The 15765-nt window shown below is 60.7% G+C and carries 18 protein-coding genes; 14 read left to right on the forward strand and 4 right to left on the reverse strand.

The genetic code is table 11. From position 1 onward, the window contains the following. Window positions 1-117: 117 nt before the first annotated feature. The gene (locus ACZ9BE_RS08775; RefSeq protein ID WP_095179622.1) at window positions 118-1044 is read right to left on the reverse strand and encodes a LysR family transcriptional regulator; all 927 of its coding nucleotides are present in this window, start codon (window positions 1042-1044) and stop codon (window positions 118-120) included. 112 nt (window positions 1045-1156) lie between these two features. Between ACZ9BE_RS08775 and ACZ9BE_RS08780 the strand changes: the two genes are divergently transcribed. The 7 genes from ACZ9BE_RS08780 to ACZ9BE_RS08810 all read left to right on the forward strand — a co-directional run bounded on the left by ACZ9BE_RS08780 (window position 1157) and on the right by ACZ9BE_RS08810 (window position 6104). Next, window positions 1157-1909: a 3-oxoacyl-ACP reductase family protein gene (locus ACZ9BE_RS08780; protein ID WP_041480567.1), complete on the forward strand. Its 753-nt coding sequence runs from the start codon at window positions 1157-1159 to the stop codon at window positions 1907-1909. Between the two features lie 7 nt (window positions 1910-1916). Then, entirely contained in the window at window positions 1917-2513 is a 597-nt protein-coding gene (locus ACZ9BE_RS08785; protein WP_236169241.1) for an NADPH-dependent F420 reductase, read from the forward strand. 49 nt (window positions 2514-2562) lie between these two features. Then, a complete protein-coding gene (locus tag ACZ9BE_RS08790) occupies window positions 2563-2961 on the forward strand; it encodes a nuclear transport factor 2 family protein (protein WP_353188056.1) in 399 nt (132 codons plus the stop codon). A gap of 107 nt (window positions 2962-3068) precedes the next feature. Then, window positions 3069-3371, forward strand: a complete 303-nt coding sequence (locus tag ACZ9BE_RS08795) for an ArsR/SmtB family transcription factor (RefSeq protein ID WP_024012559.1) — start codon at window positions 3069-3071, stop codon at window positions 3369-3371. Between the two features lie 63 nt (window positions 3372-3434). After that, window positions 3435-4409, forward strand: a complete 975-nt coding sequence (locus tag ACZ9BE_RS08800) for a zinc-dependent alcohol dehydrogenase family protein (protein ID WP_476249249.1) — start codon at window positions 3435-3437, stop codon at window positions 4407-4409. 28 nt (window positions 4410-4437) lie between these two features. After that, window positions 4438-4779 carry an antibiotic biosynthesis monooxygenase family protein gene (locus ACZ9BE_RS08805; RefSeq protein ID WP_476249250.1) on the forward strand — a complete coding sequence of 114 codons (342 nt, stop codon included), beginning with the start codon at window positions 4438-4440 and terminating at the stop codon, window positions 4777-4779. Window positions 4780-4958: 179 nt separating this feature from the next. Continuing rightward, entirely contained in the window at window positions 4959-6104 is a 1146-nt protein-coding gene (locus ACZ9BE_RS08810; protein WP_476249251.1) for an ATP-binding protein, read from the forward strand. Window positions 6105-6143: 39 nt separating this feature from the next. Here ACZ9BE_RS08810 and ACZ9BE_RS08815 read toward each other — a convergent pair whose 3' ends face one another. After that, window positions 6144-8000, reverse strand: a complete 1857-nt coding sequence (locus ACZ9BE_RS08815) for an ABC transporter ATP-binding protein (RefSeq protein WP_056784851.1) — start codon at window positions 7998-8000, stop codon at window positions 6144-6146. A gap of 298 nt (window positions 8001-8298) precedes the next feature. Here ACZ9BE_RS08815 and ACZ9BE_RS08820 point away from each other — a divergent pair, with 298 nt between their 5' ends. Genes ACZ9BE_RS08820 through ACZ9BE_RS08830 form a run of 3 tightly spaced genes read left to right on the forward strand, consistent with a single transcriptional unit; the run spans window position 8299 to window position 10186 of the window. Then, window positions 8299-8949: a hypothetical protein gene (locus ACZ9BE_RS08820; protein WP_258707978.1), complete on the forward strand. Its 651-nt coding sequence runs from the start codon at window positions 8299-8301 to the stop codon at window positions 8947-8949. Continuing rightward, window positions 8949-9377 carry a phage holin family protein gene (locus tag ACZ9BE_RS08825; protein ID WP_052392217.1) on the forward strand — a complete coding sequence of 143 codons (429 nt, stop codon included), beginning with the start codon at window positions 8949-8951 and terminating at the stop codon, window positions 9375-9377. The genes ACZ9BE_RS08820 and ACZ9BE_RS08825 overlap by 1 nt, the downstream gene beginning before the upstream one ends. Continuing rightward, window positions 9374-10186 carry a DUF3618 domain-containing protein gene (locus tag ACZ9BE_RS08830; RefSeq protein WP_476249252.1) on the forward strand — a complete coding sequence of 271 codons (813 nt, stop codon included), beginning with the start codon at window positions 9374-9376 and terminating at the stop codon, window positions 10184-10186. Before ACZ9BE_RS08825 ends, ACZ9BE_RS08830 begins: the two co-directional genes overlap by 4 nt. Before the next feature lie 368 nt (window positions 10187-10554). Here ACZ9BE_RS08830 and ACZ9BE_RS08835 read toward each other — a convergent pair whose 3' ends face one another. Further along, window positions 10555-11448 (reverse strand): LysR family transcriptional regulator, encoded by an 894-nt coding sequence (locus ACZ9BE_RS08835; RefSeq protein WP_236169186.1) that lies wholly within the window; start codon window positions 11446-11448, stop codon window positions 10555-10557. A 131-nt stretch (window positions 11449-11579) separates the two neighbouring features. Between ACZ9BE_RS08835 and ACZ9BE_RS08840 the strand changes: the two genes are divergently transcribed. Beyond that, window positions 11580-12791: an MFS transporter gene (locus ACZ9BE_RS08840; RefSeq protein ID WP_476249253.1), complete on the forward strand. Its 1212-nt coding sequence runs from the start codon at window positions 11580-11582 to the stop codon at window positions 12789-12791. A 1-nt stretch (window position 12792) separates the two neighbouring features. On the opposite strand, the gene ACZ9BE_RS08845 is transcribed toward ACZ9BE_RS08840, so the two are convergent. Next, on the reverse strand, window positions 12793-12951 hold the full coding sequence (locus ACZ9BE_RS08845; protein ID WP_476249254.1) for a DUF2986 domain-containing protein: 159 nt from the start codon (window positions 12949-12951) through the stop codon (window positions 12793-12795). 126 nt (window positions 12952-13077) lie between these two features. Between ACZ9BE_RS08845 and ACZ9BE_RS08850 the strand changes: the two genes are divergently transcribed. The 3 genes from ACZ9BE_RS08850 to ACZ9BE_RS08860 all read left to right on the forward strand — a co-directional run bounded on the left by ACZ9BE_RS08850 (window position 13078) and on the right by ACZ9BE_RS08860 (window position 15620). Next, window positions 13078-13569 (forward strand): anti-virulence regulator CigR family protein, encoded by a 492-nt coding sequence (locus ACZ9BE_RS08850; protein ID WP_056784860.1) that lies wholly within the window; start codon window positions 13078-13080, stop codon window positions 13567-13569. 153 nt (window positions 13570-13722) lie between these two features. Continuing rightward, window positions 13723-14697 carry a zinc-binding dehydrogenase gene (locus ACZ9BE_RS08855; protein WP_315435639.1) on the forward strand — a complete coding sequence of 325 codons (975 nt, stop codon included), beginning with the start codon at window positions 13723-13725 and terminating at the stop codon, window positions 14695-14697. After that, window positions 14694-15620, forward strand: coding sequence for a LysR family transcriptional regulator (locus ACZ9BE_RS08860; RefSeq protein WP_476249255.1), 927 nt, complete (start codon window positions 14694-14696; stop codon window positions 15618-15620). Before ACZ9BE_RS08855 ends, ACZ9BE_RS08860 begins: the two co-directional genes overlap by 4 nt. The last annotated feature ends 145 nt before the right edge of the window (window positions 15621-15765 follow it).

Here is a 15765-nt window from a genome sequence, read left to right on the forward strand (position 1 = left end):
TTGTCGTACAACTGCCAGATTTGTACCGTAATCGAGCGGGGCCGGCAAGCTTGAAAGGCTTGTAAAATCGCTTGGTTGTGGTGCTGCTTAGATCTTAGAGGTCGTATAACTTGCTCGTTAAACCCGAGCATCGAGTCGAATTGCCCACCCATCCTCTCGAGCCTGACCGACCAGAAAATCCACAAAAGCCCGGGTTTTTGCTGGCAATAGTTTCTGGCTGGAAAAGTACAAATAGATCTGCCCTGCATCGACATACCAATCGGGCAAAACCCTTTCCAGCGTACCGTCCTGCAGATACGGCAGCACATCCGGAACCGCCAACAGCGCAACCCCTAATCCCAAGCGCGCGCACTGACACAGCGCCTGCGGATCGTTGACCAACAGGCGCGGCGTCAACTCGAGGGGCGCTCGTTGCCCGTCGGGGCCTTGCAGCATCCAGCTACGCACCTTGCCGGTCTGCACCGAGCGCATGGCCAGGTGATTCAGCGTCGACAGCTCTTCAATGCGCTGGACGCGCGGGCGCCCCGACAGATACTCCCGCGAGGCCACCAGAATCAGATGCGCCGGGGCGATGGCTCTGGCGACCACACCTTGCGCGAGTTCGATGCCGCCGCCGATAGCCGCATCAAAGCCGTCCGCGATGAGATCGACCTGGCGATTGTCGACATGCCATTCGGGGATCACGGCGGGATATCGATTGAGAAATTCCGGCATCAGCGGCAGCAGGAAATCCCTGGCAAAACCCGGTGCCGCACTTAGACGCAGGGTGCCGGAAGGCTCTCCGGCATTGCCGGCCACATCGGCGATCGCCGCTTGAACACTTTCCAGTCCTGAACCGACATTGGCCAGAAAGCGTTCTCCCGCTTCGGTCAGCGTGAGTTTGCGCGTGCTGCGCTGAAACAAGCGTACGCCGAGGTTAGCCTCCAATTGCGCGACATTGCGGCTGACCGCCGCGGGTGTCAGGCCCAGGCGGCGCCCCGCCGCAGAGAAGCTTCCTGCCTCGGCGCTGCGCACGAATGAGAGCAAATTACCCAACGTTTCCATCCGCGCACCTTCAACTAATGATTGAAAGTGATTCTAGTTGTCTTCCACTACTGGTGGAAGATCAAAAAGCGTCTCATAGCCTCATCAACTTCAACCACCCAGAGGCTCGACCATGAACACATCCACGCTTCCACTGACCGGCAAAATCGCCATCGTTACCGGTGGCTCACGCAGCATCGGCGCAGCCATCGCCAAACGGCTCGCGGCAGATGGCGCAACCGTCGCTATCACCTACAACGCATCGCCAGATCGCGCCGCAGCGGTCGTGCAGGAAATCGTTGCGGCGGGCGGCCAGGCTGTGGCGCTGGCGGCCGATGCGGGCAATCCCGAGGCTGTACGTGCAGCGATTGCCGAGGTTGCACAGCGTTTTGGCAAGATCGACATTCTGGTGAACAACGCTGGTATCAGCCTGCTCGGTGCCCCCGAGGACATCGCCTTTGAGGACTTTCAACGCATCCTTGCGGTGAACGTGACCGGCGTCTTCGTCGCCACTCAGCAAGCGCTCAAACACATGGGGCAGGGCGGCCGCATCATTCACATCGGCAGCTCGATGGTGCAATACGCTGCGTTCGCTACCGCCTCCGTCTACACCCTGAGCAAAGGTGCGCTGACCGGTTTCAGTCGTGGACTGGTGCGCGATCTGGGGCCGCGCGGCATCACTGTGAACACCGTCCATCCCGGCCCGACCGACAGCGACATGAACCCGGCCGACGGGCCTATTGCGGACTTCCTACGCCCGAACATCGCCATGGGGCGGTACGGAGAGGGCAAGGATGTCGCCAGTGCGGTGGCGTACCTGGCCAGTGCAGAGGCAGGGTTTGTCACCGGCGCAGAATTAATCGTCGACGGCGGCTTCACCGCGTAAGGAGAGCATCATGACTATCAGCATCATTGGTACAGGCTCCATCGGCACCGCCATCGCTCGGTTGCTCGTCAACGCAGGCCTGCCGGTCAGCCTGGCCAACAGCCGCGGGCCGCAGAGCCTTGCCGGTTTGGTCGACGAATTGGGTCCACTCGCACAAGCGGTGACGGCTCAGCAAGCAAGCCAGGCGGACATCGTTTTTCTGGCGGTGAACTGGTCGAAAATCCCTGACGCGGTGCGCGATCTCGGGCCTTGGGATGGGCGCATCGTGATCGATGCCAACAACCCCATTGAAGCGCCGCTGTTCAAGCCTTTCGATCTGGGCGGCCAGCCGTCTTCGCAAGTGGTGGCGCAGATGCTGCCCGGTGCGCACGTGGTCAAGGCCTTCAACCACCTGCTCGCGGCTCTGCTGAGCGATCCCACCGCCGAGGGCGGCAAGCGTGTGCTGTTTTATTCCGGTGAAGATGCCGCGAGCAAAACCCAAGTTGCAGAGCTGATTGATCAATTGGGTTTTTACGGCATCGATCTCGGCGGTGTGCAGCAGGGAATGCTTGCGCAGTTTCCGGGCGGACCGCTGCCAGCCTTGAACCTGGTCAAACATGGTTAATCGCTGAGCCCGGGCAACCGGGCTTCACACACAAATCGAGGAATCAAAAATGGCTGGCTCAGATTCGCGAAATACTGATGAAGTTGAAAACTACGACGCCTTGCTACGGGCCAATCTGCAGCGGGTGTTCAACCAACGCGATGCACAAAGGCGCTTGGCGGCGGTGCAGGAGCTTTTTGCAGAAGCACCGACGATGTATGAACCGGCTGGCATCGTCACCGGGCAAGCGGCGATTTCGGCAGTGGCCGGTGCGTTGCTGGATCAGTTCGGGCCGGACTTCGCTTTTGTTGCGGAGGGAACTGCAGTTGGGCATCACGGCTTGGGTTATCTGCGCTGGCACGCCGGCCCGGGCGATGGGCAGGTCATCGTCAGCGGCGTCGATGTGGCAGAAATCAGCGAAGGGAAAATCGTGCGGTTGTGGGTGTTGCTGGATGCGCCCCAAGGCTGAGCTGTCCGGCAGGGCGGCAGATCGGGTTCCATTGCCGCCTGTCGCCGACTGTCAATCAGATCGATATCCCGCATTGACATATCGAATAATCTCGATATCCTCGGCGCATGGAACTGATCGAAATCTTCAAAGCCCTCTCGAACCCGACGCGCCTCAAGATCCTTGAAGGCCTGAAGGATCCCGTGAAGAACTTCCCCCCGCAGGATGAGGGTGACGTTCTCGTTGAGGGTGTCTGCGTCAGCAGTATCCAGGAAGGTATCGGCCTGTCGCAGTCGACGGTGTCGAGTTATCTGGCCACTTTGCAGCGGGTGGGGCTGGTGGAAGTGCGGCGCATCGGTCAATGGACCTACTACAAACGCAATGAGGCAGCAATCAGCGCGCTTGCAGAGATCATAGGGAAAGAGCTGTAAATTTTTTTACTCTAGGATATCGAGAAATCTCGATATCCCTCTTTATCGATACGAGGTTTTGCCATGAAAGCGATGATTCTGAAATCCTTCGGCGGTCCTGATTCGTTCGAACTCAGCGAAGTGCCCAAACCGGTTCCGCAAGCGGGCCAAGTGCTGGTCCGAGTGCACGCCACTTCCATCAATCCGCTGGATTACCAGGTTCGGCGCGGTGACTATCCCGACCTGGTGCCGCTGCCAGCCATTACCGGTCACGACGTGTCGGGCGTGGTTGAAGCCATCGGGCCGGGCGTCAGCGCTTTCGAGCCGGGCGACGAAGTCTGGTACACCCCGCAGATATTCGACGGGCAGGGCAGCTATGCCGAGTACCACGTGGCTGCTGAAAGCATCATCGCCAGAAAGCCTGCATCGCTGAGCCACCTTGAGGCGGCCAGTCTGAGTCTGGTCGGCGGTACGGTTTGGGAAGCGCTGACCGTGCGCGCCGTGCTCCGCGTTGGCGAAAGCATTCTGATCCACGGCGGCGCGGGCGGCGTCGGCCATGTGGCGATTCAGGTGGCCAAAGCCATGGGCGCCAAGGTCTTTACGACCGTGCGCGAGGCCAACGCCGATTTCGTCCGCAGCCTGGGCGCTGACGTGGTGATCGATTACACCCAAGAGGACTACGTCGAAGCGATCATGCGCGAAACCGCCGGGCATGGCGTTGATGTGGTGTTCGACACCATCGGCGGCGATACCCTGTCCCGCAGCGCCGACGTGCTCGCTCAGCTTGGCCGCGTGGTCTCGATCGTCGACATCGCGCAGCCACAAAACCTCGTCCAGGCCTGGGGCAAGAACGCCAGCTACCACTTCGTCTTCACCCGGCAGAATCGCGGCAAGCTCGATGAATTGAGCGCGTTGGTCGAGCGCGGCCAGTTGCGGCCACATGTGGGCGCCGTCTATTCGCTCGCCGACATCCCGCTCGCCCACGCTCGACTGGAGAGCGCCAACAACGGTCTGCTGGGAAAAATCGCCATCGCCGTCGAGCCTTCGCTCATCGTCTGAATCTGCTCACTGATTTTGGAGAAGCATCATGGTTTATGAAATCGCAGTCCTGCCCGTTCACCCGCAACAGACTGAAGCCTTTCGACGGGCATTTGCCGAAGTCGAACCGTTGCTGACCCGCGCCAAGGGATACGGCGGCCACTTGCTGGCGCAAGGTATTGAAACTCCCGAGCAGTTCAATCTGATCGTGCGCTGGCAGTCACTTGAGGATCACTCGCCGGGGTTTGAGCAGAGTGAAGACCACCAGCGGTTCATGCTGGGGTTGGAGGATTATTTTTCCGCAGAGCCGAGCGTGTATCACATTGAGGGTGGTGCTTTTCCGGCTGGCGACTTGAGCGTTCCGGACAGTGGCTCAAGTACAGGTAGCTGAGTGTTCTGATGGCTTTCGTCACAAGTGGCTGTTGCCGATTTTCCTCCCGCGTTGAACCAATGCAATGATGTTAGGCTGCACGAGGTCAGCCGTACCTTCTGTACTCCTGAGTTTGTTCTTTTACTGTCTGCGCCGGCGCGCCTGTCGGCGCAGATGGATTTCCCCTGCGGACCACAGCCATGCGCCTGCCAGATTTCATTCTCGAAAACCTAGAGCCGATCCTGCAGGCCTGGGAAGATTTCGCCCGCACCATCGAGACACCAGGTGCGGAACTCGATAACGCTGCGCTGCGCGATCACGCCGAGCAGATGTTGCACGCCATCGTCATCGATCTGCGGAGCAAGCAGACCATCAGCGAGCAAATTGCCAAGGCCCAGGGGCATGCGCCGCGCGACGATGAAGAAACGGCTGCGGAAACCCACGCCGTGACGCGGCTGATGGCCGGTTTCACCATTGATCAGATGGTTTCCGAGTATCGCGCGCTGCGCACCAGCGTGCTGAGCCAGTGGCTGCGTCAGGTCAAGGATGGCAAATCGGTGAATGTCGACGACATGACGCGCTTCCACGAAGCCATCGATCAGGCGCTCGCCGAGTCGATTGCCAGCTACTCGCGCGCCGTCGAGGCGTCGCGCAACGTGTTTCTGGGGATTCTCGGCCATGACTTGCGCACGCCACTGGGGGCGATTCTGCTTGGTGCGGATATGTTGCGGCGTACAGAGACTGCCGACCCGCGCACCAGCAAGGTGGCCCGGCAGATCTACGCCAGCGTGCAGCGCGCCAGCGAGATCGTTGGCGACCTGCTGGATCTGACGCGCTGCCAGATGGGGCCGGGCATTCCGGTGAAAAAATCCCTGATCGATCTCAGCCCTGTATGCGAGCGGGTGATCGAGGAAATCCGCGCCTTTCATCCGCAGGCCAACGTGCGGTTCGATGCGAAGGAAGCGGTGATGGGAGCCTTCGATGGCGCCAGGATGGAACAGGTCTTTTCCAACATCATCAGCAATGCGGTGACCCACGGCGACAATCGGTTTGCGGTGACGGTCGAGTTGCAGGCCCGCGAGGATTGCGCAGTGTTCACGGTGCACAACGGCGGCGAGCCGATTCCTGAAGATGTGTTGCCGTTCATTTTCAACCCAATGGGACGGTTCTCGCAGCGCTCCGTAGTTGATCACGGACCTGTCGCTGGGCTTGGACTCGGCCTGTTTATCGCTTCGGAAATCGTCGCCTCGCATGCCGGCTCGATCGAGGTCAGCTCTGACCTGGAAGGCGGAACCGTGTTTCGCGTAAAGCTTCCGGTTAATGCAGAAAGCCCCGTCACCATCTAGGCCAATCGATGGAGGGCCGGCCCCGGCCCTCCAGCCTGATCACTCCTCCATCACCTCAACCAAACCGCGATCCTCACCGAGGAACCCGCCGCTCTGGTGTTGCCACAGCCGCGCATAGGTGCCGTTCTTCTCGAGCAATTGCGCGTGGGTGCCTTGCTCGATGATGCGGCCTTCGTCCATGACGATCAGCCGGTCCATCGCCGCAATGGTCGACAAGCGGTGGGCGATGGCGATCACGGTTTTGCCCTGCATCATTTCATCGAGGCTTTCCTGGATCGCCACTTCGACTTCCGAGTCCAGTGCGCTGGTGGCTTCGTCGAGCAACAGGATCGGTGCGTTCTTCAGCATCACCCGGGCGATGGCGATGCGTTGGCGCTGGCCGCCGGAGAGCTTGATGCCGCGTTCGCCGACCAGCGTGTCGTAACCGCTGTGGCCCTGCTTGTCGCTCAACTGGCTGATGAAACCATCGGCCTGGGCGTTCACCGCAGCGCGGTGGATGTCTTCGTCGGTGGCGTCCGGGCGTCCGTAGGCAATGTTGTCGCGGATCGAACGGTGCAACAGCGACGTGTCCTGGGTGACCATGCCGATCACGCTGCGCAAGCTGTCCTGGGTGACCTCGGCGATGTTCTGCCCATCGATGCGGATCTCTCCGCGATCAACGTCATAGAAGCGCAGCAGCAGGTTGATCAGCGTCGACTTGCCTGCACCGGAGCGGCCGACCAGGCCGATTTTTTCGCCGGGGCGAATGTGCAGGGTCAAGCCGTCGAGCACTTGGCGTTCGCCGTTGTAGTTGAAGCTGACATTGTCGAAAACCACTTCGCCACCGGCAGGCTCAAGCACCTTGGCATCCGGCGCGTCCTGGACTTTCGGGCCGCTGGTCAGGGTGGCCATGCCGTCCTGCACGGTGCCGATGTTCTCGAACAGCGACGTCATCTGCCACATTATCCAGTGCGACATGCCATTGATGCGCAACGCCATGGCGGTGATCGCCGCAACAGCGCCGGTGCCGACTTCGCCCTGATGCCACAGCCACAATGCATAACCGCCAGCGCCGAGAATCAACGCGACCACCAGCGCCTGATTGACGATTTCGAACTGGCTCACCAGACGCATCTGGCGGAACCCGGTTAGCTTGAAATCTTCCATCGCCGCACGGGCAAAATGCGCTTCACGCTTGGAGTGCGAGAACAGTTTGACCGTGGTGATGTTGGTGTAGGCGTCGGCAATCCGCCCGGTCATCGAGGAGCGTGCATCGGCCTGTTCCTGGCCGACCTTGCCCAGACGCGGGACGAAATACACCATCGCCAGCCCGAACAAAACGATCCACGCCAGGAACGGCAGCATCAACTTCAATGCAAAGCCACCAGCCAGCGCAATGATCGCGATGAAGTACACGCCAATGCCGGGGAGAATTTCGATCAAGGTGAACAGCACCTCGCGCACCGACAACGCAGTCTGCATGACCTTGGTCGTGACCCGGCCGGAGAACTCGTCGGAGAAAAACGACAAGCTTTGCCGCAGCATCAACCGGTGAAAGTCCCAGCGCAGGCGCAGCGGCAGATTGATCGCGAGGATCTGGTGCTGGACCATCGTGCGTAGCGCCACCAGCCCGATGCTGACTACCAGCACAATGCCGATGCCCCACAACACGCGGCTTTCCTCGTCACCAGCAGCGCCGCCAGATTGCCAGGTCGAGAGCAGATCCACCACTTGCCCGAGGAACGAAAACAGCCATGCCTCGTAGATCGACACGCTGGCGCTGAGCAGGGCGAAGGCCAGGATGTAACCGCGCGCGCCCCGGGTGCAGGCCCACAGAAATCGCATCAGGCCGACTGGCGGTGGCGGCGCCTCGTCGGGCGGGAAGGGGTCGAGCCTTTCTTCAAACAGGCGAAGCATTGCGGTCTCCGAAGTGATCAGGGTGTGGGGATTCTGCCATCTATCGGCGGCGTTGAGGGTTTCACTGCCATCATCTGGATGAAACCCCGTGCCTTGTCTTGACCGCAGACCGGCGCAGAAGCTCAACACAATCCTGCCAAGCGCAACCTTTCGTCACTGATCCAGACCTGATGTCGCACGCTCATCAACCTCTTTGAACTCTCGCGCAAGCTGCTCCGTCATCTCCTATGTGGGGGCTCGAGGCAATGTTGCCGTGTAGCTCCGTTTTTGCGTTTTCAGTGAGAAGGCGAGGGGCGACATGAATACTTCAGACAGCAGGTCAGGGTATGAATCAGGTGATCCCAACGGCAAGCCTGAGCAAAGTTTTGATCATTTGAAGGACAACGTCAGCGAAGCACTGGGCGGTGCGCGGCAGCAGGCCGATGCGCAATTCGGCCAGTATCGCGACACGGCGGCCGAGCAGATCGAAGCCTTGGCGCAAGGGGCGAAAAGCTTTGTCTCGGAGCTGCAGGACAAGGACACGCTGGGTATGTCCGACTACCTGACCGACATGGCGGACTCCATGACCGGGCTGGCAGGCAATCTGCGTGGCAAGAGTGCCGAACAGTTGCTGCACGATGCAGCGGATCTGGCGCGCAGCAATCCGGGATTGTTCATCGCCGGCAGCATTGCCATCGGTTTTGGCCTGTCGCGGTTTCTCAAAGCAGGCACCTCTGCAGCAGCGACGGTCAGTGCCGAACACGATCCAGCGGCGGGCTCCACCTCGACGCCACCGCCAGCCGATTACGGCGCGCAGCGGCCCTATGAATCGTCAGTGCCGCCATCGGCCCACGCCAATCCGGGACTGGCCACCGGCATCACCCCGACCTCGCCCAGTGACAGCGATCACCCCTCTGATTTTGCCGCGGCTTCCGTACCGCACGCACCCGACGCCAAAGGAGAACTGTGATGAACAGAGATGAATCTGATCTGAGCGGGGCAAGGCCCCTCGGCCAAACGGATGACGCCTCCGTGGTCGGCCTGTTGCGGCAACTGTCGCGCGAGGTACCGGCCTTGTTCACCAAGGAACTGGCACTGGCAAAAGCCGAACTGCACAACAGCCTCAGCACGCTGAAGGCGGGCATCGCTGCGGTGGCCGGCGGCGCGATCGTGTTCCTCGCCGGCTTCATCATTCTGCTGATGTCGGCGGTGTACGGCCTGAGCATGTTCATGGCGCCATGGCTGGCCGCGCTGATCGTCGGCGTGGTGGTGATGATCATCGGCTTCGCCATGCTGCAATCCGGGAAAAAGCAATTCGAGCCATCTCACTTCAAACCTGATCGCACCCTCGACGCCTTGAACAAGGATCAGGAAGCGCTGCGGAGGAAAGTCTCATGAAAAGCGAACTGGATATCGAAGCGGAAAAAAGCCCGGAGCAAATCGAGCGCGAAATCGATGCGCAGCGCGCCAGCATCGGCAACATCGTCGATCAACTGGAGAGCAAGTTCACCCCCGGGCAGATGATCGATCAGGCCTGGGGGATGATGCAGAGCAACGGCTCGACATTCTTCACCAATCTCGGCACCAGCGTGCGCAATAATCCGGTGCCAGCGGTGCTGACTTCCGTGGGCCTGCTCTGGCTGATGATCAGCCAGAATCGCCCACCGGTGCCGCAGCCGACCTATCGCAGCGGGCCGGACCAAGACAAGGCCGGCGAATGGGCCGATGGTTTGGCCGACGGCATCGACAGTGCGCGCGCGCATTTGCATTCGACCACTGACTCGCTGAAGGACGGCTACCAGTCGCTGAAAGGCAAGGCCAGCCACCTCGGGGAAAACGTCGGTGCGGCGAAGGAAAACCTCAGCCATGCGATGCATGACGCCAGTGATCGACTGTCGCGTAATTCGCAAGTGCTCGGCCAGCAGTTCAGTCACATGCTCAAGGAGCAACCGCTGATGGTGGCTGCCGCTGGGGTTGCGCTCGGCGCATTGCTCGGCGCGGCGTTGCCGACTACCTCCACTGAACAGCGCTACATGGGCCGCACCAGCGCTGGCATGGTCGACAAAGCCAAGCAAAAAGCTCAGGAAGGGTATGAAACCGTGCGTGACACCGTGACCCGAACCACTGAACAAACCGAAGTCGAAACCAAACCGGAACCGGCGCGGCCGTCTTCTTCGGATCTGTCGCAGGGTCTGGGTACATCCTGACGGGGAGAAACGAGGGAGGCCTGCAATGGGCCTCCCTTCGTCGTTGTACGGCGGTGATTCGGTGCGCCGCTGTGGTGAGCCAGCCTGTGAAAACGTAGCCTTGACCCGGATCACTGTGGGAGCGAGCCTACTCACGAAGCGGTGTGTCATTCAATGTGGATGTATCTGATCTGGCGCCTTCGCGAGCAGGCTCGCTCCCACAGGGATTTTGGTTGCGCTGAAGATTGTGGCCTTGCCCCGGACCATTGTGGGAGCGAGCCTGCTCGCGAAAGCGCTGGGTCAGGCGATGATGAGGTTAAATGTGCCGACGCCTTCGCGGGCAAGCCCGCTCCCACAGGGATTTGGCTTGGATTGAAGAGTTGCGTTTGTCAGCGGTTGTATTTCAGTGCTTCGACAAACGCTGCAAACGCTGCCGAGCCTTGGCGCCGGTTCGGGTAGTACAGGTGATAGCCCTGAAACGTCGGGCACCACTCTTCCATGACTTCCACCAGTCGTCCGTCCGCCAGATACGGCGCGACCAATTGCTCGGGCACGTACGCCACGCCGATGCCATCCACGGCGGCATTGAGCACGTGCATGATGCTGTTGAACACCAACTGCCCGTCGACCTTTACGCTGAAATCCTGACCCTTGTGCGCAAACTCCCAGGCGTATATCGCGCCGGCCGGTTGGTGGCGAATGTTGATGCAGGCGTGCTCCGTCAACTGATGTGGCGTGGCGGGTTTCGGGTGGCGAGCGAAGTAATCCGGCGAGGCCACCACGGCCAGGCGCCAGTCCGGGCCGATGCGCACGGCGATCATGTCTTTGCTGATCGACTCACCGAGACGGATACCAGCGTCGAAGCGCTCCTTGACCACATTGGTGAAACCATAATCGACGTAAAACTCCAAGGTGATGTCCGGATAGTCCTGCAAAAACTTTGTAAGCATCGGCCGAATGCACAACTCAATCTGATCGTCCGTGCAGGAAATCCGGATCGTACCGCTGGGCTTGTCGCGCAATTCGCCAAGGGCTTCGAGCTCGGCGCTGATCTGCTCGAACAGCGGCGCAATCGAACGCATCAAGCGTTCGCCAGCCTCGGTCGGCGAGACATTGCGCGTTGTGCGAGCCAGCAAGCGGATACCCAGACGCTGCTCCAGCGCGCGGACCGTATGACTCAACGCAGAAGGCGTGACGCCGAGGCGAGCAGCGGCTTTGGTGAAGCTTTGATCCTGGGCCACCGCCAGAAAGGCCTGCAGGTCATTGACTTTGGCGTTGCTCATTGCTGAATTTTTCTCAAAAGCACATGAAGATTACCGCTACTAATCAAGTTAAGCCCGATCCGTCAAGCTTTGCAGCCTGAGTAACGGGGCAGAAGTGCCTCGACCATTGGTTCCTCCAAACAGGTTTTTGCATGACGGCCCAAGCAATCGACAACCCGACAAACCAGCCCATGGGCGTGTCCACTGCCGGCGAGCAACCGGCGTACTGGAGCGGCGTGTTCGCCATGACCCTGTGTGTCTTCGCGCTGATCGCCTCCGAGTTCATGCCGGTCAGTCTGCTCACGCCCATGGCCACGGACTTGCACATCAGCGAAGGCCTGGCCGGCTACGGCATCGCCATCTCCGGCGCGTTCGCGGTGCTGACCAGCCTGACGATCACCAGGCTTGCCGGTTCGATGGATCGCAAGCGCCTGTTGCTGCTGTTGACGGCGCTGATGTGCGCGTCCGGGCTGGTGGTGGGCCTGGCGCCCAACTACACGGTTTACATGATCGGTCGCGCATTGATCGGCGTGGTGATTGGCGGCTTCTGGTCGATGTCGGCAGCGTTGGCCATGCGTCTGGTGCCCTCCGCCAGCGTGCCCAAGGCATTGGCAATTTTTAACGGCGGCAATGCTTTGGCTACGGTGGTAGCGGCGCCGCTGGGCAGTTATCTCGGCAGTGTGATTGGCTGGCGCGGGGCGTTTTTCTGCCTGATACCGGTGGCGTTGATTGCGCTGCTCTGGCAATGGATCAGCTTGCCCGCGCTCCCCGCCGCGCCACGCAAAGCCAGCGCAGCCAACGGCTTTGCGTTGTTCAAAAGCCGTCGGGTGGCGTTGGGCATGCTCGGCGCAGGTCTGTTCTTCATGGGCCAGTTTGTGCTGTTCACTTACCTGCGACCGTTTCTGGAAACCGTGACCCGGGTCGATGTTTCGGTGCTGTCGATGATTTTACTGGTCATTGGTGTGGCCGGCTTTATCGGCACCGTGGTCATCGGTTCCGTGTTGAAGAAGGGGCTGTATCGCGTGGTGATCGCCATCCCGCTGTTGATGGCGATGATCGCAGTGGCGCTCATTGGGATGGGCAGTTCAGTGGTCGCGACGTTCGTGTTGCTGGGCGTGTGGGGATTGATCGCCACGGCGGCGCCGGTGGGCTGGTGGTCGTGGCTGGCGCGCACGCTGCCCGACGATGCCGAAGCGGGCGGTGGGCTGATGGTGGCGGTGGTGCAGTTGTCGATCGCTTCGGGGTCGACCGTCGGTGGTCTGCTGTTCGACGGCAGTGGCTATCGGCTGACCTTCTTCGCCAGCGCGGCATTGCTGGTGCTGGCGGCGCTGATGACGTGGCTGACGTCGCGGCAGAAAGCCTGACTCAGCTCTCGGTATTTTCCACTGAAGCCTGCGCGGCTTCGGCTTCCAGCTTCAGGCGATTAGCCTTGCAGATGTATTTGGGCTTTTTCGGCGCCAGTTTGGCGTTGGCCTTTTTGGCTTTTTCCTTGAACAACTGCTGCAGCTTCTTTTGACGATTCATGTTTTTTCGATCGCGGGTGGAGAGGGTGGGAATCCTGACGCAAGGCCGAGTGGTCAGCAAGGAGAAATCCACTAAGCTGAGCACATTCCCCCCAACTCAAGCCCCCCCAAACCGAAGGAATCGCACATGAGAAAAGCTCGCAGATTGATTGTCGCGCTGTCTTGCCTCGCGCTTGTAGTCGGCAGCACGACGGCACTGGCCGACCCCGGCAATGGCAAGGGCCAGGGCGGCCAGGGCAACGGCAAGGGCAAACCGCAGAACATGCAGGATCATGGTAAACAGGGTGGGGGCGGTCAGGGCAATGGCAATAAAGGCCAGCAACACTCTGGCAATGGCGGCGGTGCTCCGAGCATTGATCGCGGCAATATTCTCGGCATCGTCGACGGCTATCGCGGCGAATACTGGAATCCGGGGCCAGCGCTGCCGCCTGGCGTTCAGAAGAATTTGGCGCGGGGCAAACCGCTGCCACCAGGCATCGCCAAGAAGCTGGACGGGCGTCTGCTCGGCCATTTGCCTCATTACGACGGCTACGAATGGCAACAGGTTGGCACCGACCTGATCCTCGTCGCGCTGGCTACCGGGCTGATCTACGAGGTGCTCAACGGCGCGTTCGATTGATTCTGCAAAGAGGAGTGGCAGCACCTGCCGCTCCTTTTTTATTCATGCATAGCTGCATCATATGCAGCAATGAACTGCATTCAGGCTGGGTTGTTCGTTGACTACTGAGCTTTCAGACTGAGCTCAACGCTTAACAAATCAATGGAGATGACCATGGCCAACGCAATTCGCTTCACCGCAACCGGCGCACCGGACGTCCTGCAACTGCACACTGTCAGCGAACAGACCCCCGGGGCTGGCGAGGTCTGGCTGGAGCAAGCGGCGGTGGGCGTCAATTACCTCGATGTCAGCCAGCGCAAAGGTGCAGTGCCGGTGGCGTTGCCTTCGGGGTTGGGTCTGGAAGGCGCGGGTCGGGTGGCGGCGGTCGGTGCCGGTGTGAGCAATGTGCGCGTCGGTGATCGGGTCGCTTACGCCACCGGCCCCTTGGGCGGTTATGCCTCGGCGCGGCTGTTTCCGGCAGAGCGCCTGGTGAAGATCCCCGATGAGTTGTCGTTCGAAGATGCGGCGGCGGTGTTGTTCAAAGGCATCACCGCGCAGTATTTGCTGAAGGCGACTTATCCGGTCGGGCCGGGCACGACGATGCTGCTTTACGGCGTCGCGGGTGGTCTGGGGGAAATCATGGTGCCATGGGCCAAACACCTTGGCGCAACGGTGATCGGTGTGGTGTCGAAGCAGGCCAGTGTCGACAAGGCTCGCGCGTCCGGTTGTGACGAAGTACTGGTGTTCGATGCCGAAACCCTCGCAGCCGACGTGTTGCGTATCACCGAGGGGCGCAAGGTCGATGTGGTGTATGACCCGATTGGTCGGGTGTCTTTTCAGGCCTCGCTGGACAGCTTGCGCCCACGCGGGCTGATGGTCTCGTTCGGCGCGCAGACCGGCGCGCCGGCAGCGGTGGAAATAGCCACGCTGAACGCCAAGGGCTCGCTGTTCCTGACCCGTCCATCGCTGGCCGCGCACACTGCCACGACAGCCGAATATCAGGAGCGCGCGCAAGACGTGCTGGCTGCGGTGGCCGCCGGTATCATCACGCCGCAAATTCGCGCGCGTTATTCATTGGCTGACGCGGCACAAGCGCATGCCGATCTCGAGGCAGGCCGATCATCAGGGGCGATCATTTTAAAACCATGATTCTGGATGTTCTGAGCAACCCGCACAGCGATGAAATCGCTGCTTTCCTGGCCGTCGCCGCGCAAGGCTCGTTTGTCGCGGCGGGGCGTTTGTTGCAGCGCCATCCGACCATTGTTTCCAAGCGCCTGGCGGCGATGGAGAAGCGACTGGGCGTGCGATTGGTGGAGCGCTCGACGCGACACGTGCGCATCACCGAGGCCGGCCTGCAACTTGAACAACGCTTGCGCGCGGCCGTCGAGTTGATGAACGAAGCGCAGCAACAAGCGGTGCAGGGCGCCAGCGAAGTGCGCGGCACGTTGCGTCTGGCTTTGCCGGCGGCGATGGGGCGCTTGTGGCTGGGACCGCTGCTGCCGGAGTTTCTCAAGGCTCATCCGCATGTTTCGGTAATCGCCGATTACAGCGAAGGCCTGGTCGACATCATCGAGCAGGGTTTCGACGCGGCTATCCGCATCGGCGAGCTTGAGGACAATCGGCTGATTGCAAAAAAGCTCAGTGACCATCGGCGGATTCTTTGCGCATCACCCACGTACATCGAGGCCCATGGCATGCCGCAGACACCACAGGATCTGCTGCAGCACAATTGCCTGCGCTTCAGTGGGCTGGCGTCGTTCCCGCTGTGGCGCCTGCATCGCGGCAACGAGGTGCAGACCATCACGCCCCACGGCAACCTGACTGCCAGCGACAGCGAATCCCTGCTCGCCGCCGCCCGCGCCGACGCCGGCATACTCGGTGCTGGCGACTGGCTGATGAGCCGCGATCTGGCGGCAGGTCGGTTGATTCACGTGCTGCCCGACTGGCATCTGGATTCGGCGGGCGGCGTTTATCTGGTCAGGCCGTCATCGCGGTTTCCAGCGGCGGCGGTGGTGGTGTTCAAGGAGTGGATTGAAGGGAAATTCGATCCGGCGCCACCTTGGGCGGTTTGATCACAACCTGCATCAAGACCGACACTGACCCTGTGGGAGCGAGCCTGCTCGCGAAAGCGCAGTGTCAGTCATAGATGATCTGGCTGACCTGACGCCTTCGCGAGCAGGCTCGCTCCCACAGGTTTCGTGGCTTGCTCAGGAATTG

The sequence above is a fragment of the Pseudomonas sp. TE9122 genome (genome assembly GCF_056278925.1).

Excerpts from the sequence above, each read along its gene's own strand:
- ACZ9BE_RS08860 (WP_476249255.1), top strand. The coding sequence starts at position 14,694 with ATGATTCTGGATGTTCTGAGCAACCCGCACAGCGATGAAATCGCTGCT.
- ACZ9BE_RS08835 (WP_236169186.1), bottom strand. The coding sequence starts at position 11,448 with ATGAGCAACGCCAAAGTCAATGACCTGCAGGCCTTTCTGGCGGTGGCC.
- ACZ9BE_RS08795 (WP_024012559.1), top strand. The coding sequence starts at position 3,069 with ATGGAACTGATCGAAATCTTCAAAGCCCTCTCGAACCCGACGCGCCTC.
- ACZ9BE_RS08775 (WP_095179622.1), bottom strand. The coding sequence starts at position 1,044 with ATGGAAACGTTGGGTAATTTGCTCTCATTCGTGCGCAGCGCCGAGGCA.
- ACZ9BE_RS08820 (WP_258707978.1), top strand. The coding sequence starts at position 8,299 with ATGAATACTTCAGACAGCAGGTCAGGGTATGAATCAGGTGATCCCAAC.
- ACZ9BE_RS08815 (WP_056784851.1), bottom strand. The coding sequence starts at position 8,000 with ATGCTTCGCCTGTTTGAAGAAAGGCTCGACCCCTTCCCGCCCGACGAG.
- ACZ9BE_RS08845 (WP_476249254.1), bottom strand. The coding sequence starts at position 12,951 with ATGAATCGTCAAAAGAAGCTGCAGCAGTTGTTCAAGGAAAAAGCCAAA.
- ACZ9BE_RS08825 (WP_052392217.1), top strand. The coding sequence starts at position 8,949 with ATGAACAGAGATGAATCTGATCTGAGCGGGGCAAGGCCCCTCGGCCAA.
- ACZ9BE_RS08780 (WP_041480567.1), top strand. The coding sequence starts at position 1,157 with ATGAACACATCCACGCTTCCACTGACCGGCAAAATCGCCATCGTTACC.
- ACZ9BE_RS08855 (WP_315435639.1), top strand. The coding sequence starts at position 13,723 with ATGGCCAACGCAATTCGCTTCACCGCAACCGGCGCACCGGACGTCCTG.
- ACZ9BE_RS08830 (WP_476249252.1), top strand. The coding sequence starts at position 9,374 with ATGAAAAGCGAACTGGATATCGAAGCGGAAAAAAGCCCGGAGCAAATC.
- ACZ9BE_RS08800 (WP_476249249.1), top strand. The coding sequence starts at position 3,435 with ATGAAAGCGATGATTCTGAAATCCTTCGGCGGTCCTGATTCGTTCGAA.
- ACZ9BE_RS08850 (WP_056784860.1), top strand. The coding sequence starts at position 13,078 with ATGAGAAAAGCTCGCAGATTGATTGTCGCGCTGTCTTGCCTCGCGCTT.
- ACZ9BE_RS08810 (WP_476249251.1), top strand. The coding sequence starts at position 4,959 with ATGCGCCTGCCAGATTTCATTCTCGAAAACCTAGAGCCGATCCTGCAG.
- ACZ9BE_RS08790 (WP_353188056.1), top strand. The coding sequence starts at position 2,563 with ATGGCTGGCTCAGATTCGCGAAATACTGATGAAGTTGAAAACTACGAC.
- ACZ9BE_RS08805 (WP_476249250.1), top strand. The coding sequence starts at position 4,438 with ATGGTTTATGAAATCGCAGTCCTGCCCGTTCACCCGCAACAGACTGAA.
- ACZ9BE_RS08840 (WP_476249253.1), top strand. The coding sequence starts at position 11,580 with ATGACGGCCCAAGCAATCGACAACCCGACAAACCAGCCCATGGGCGTG.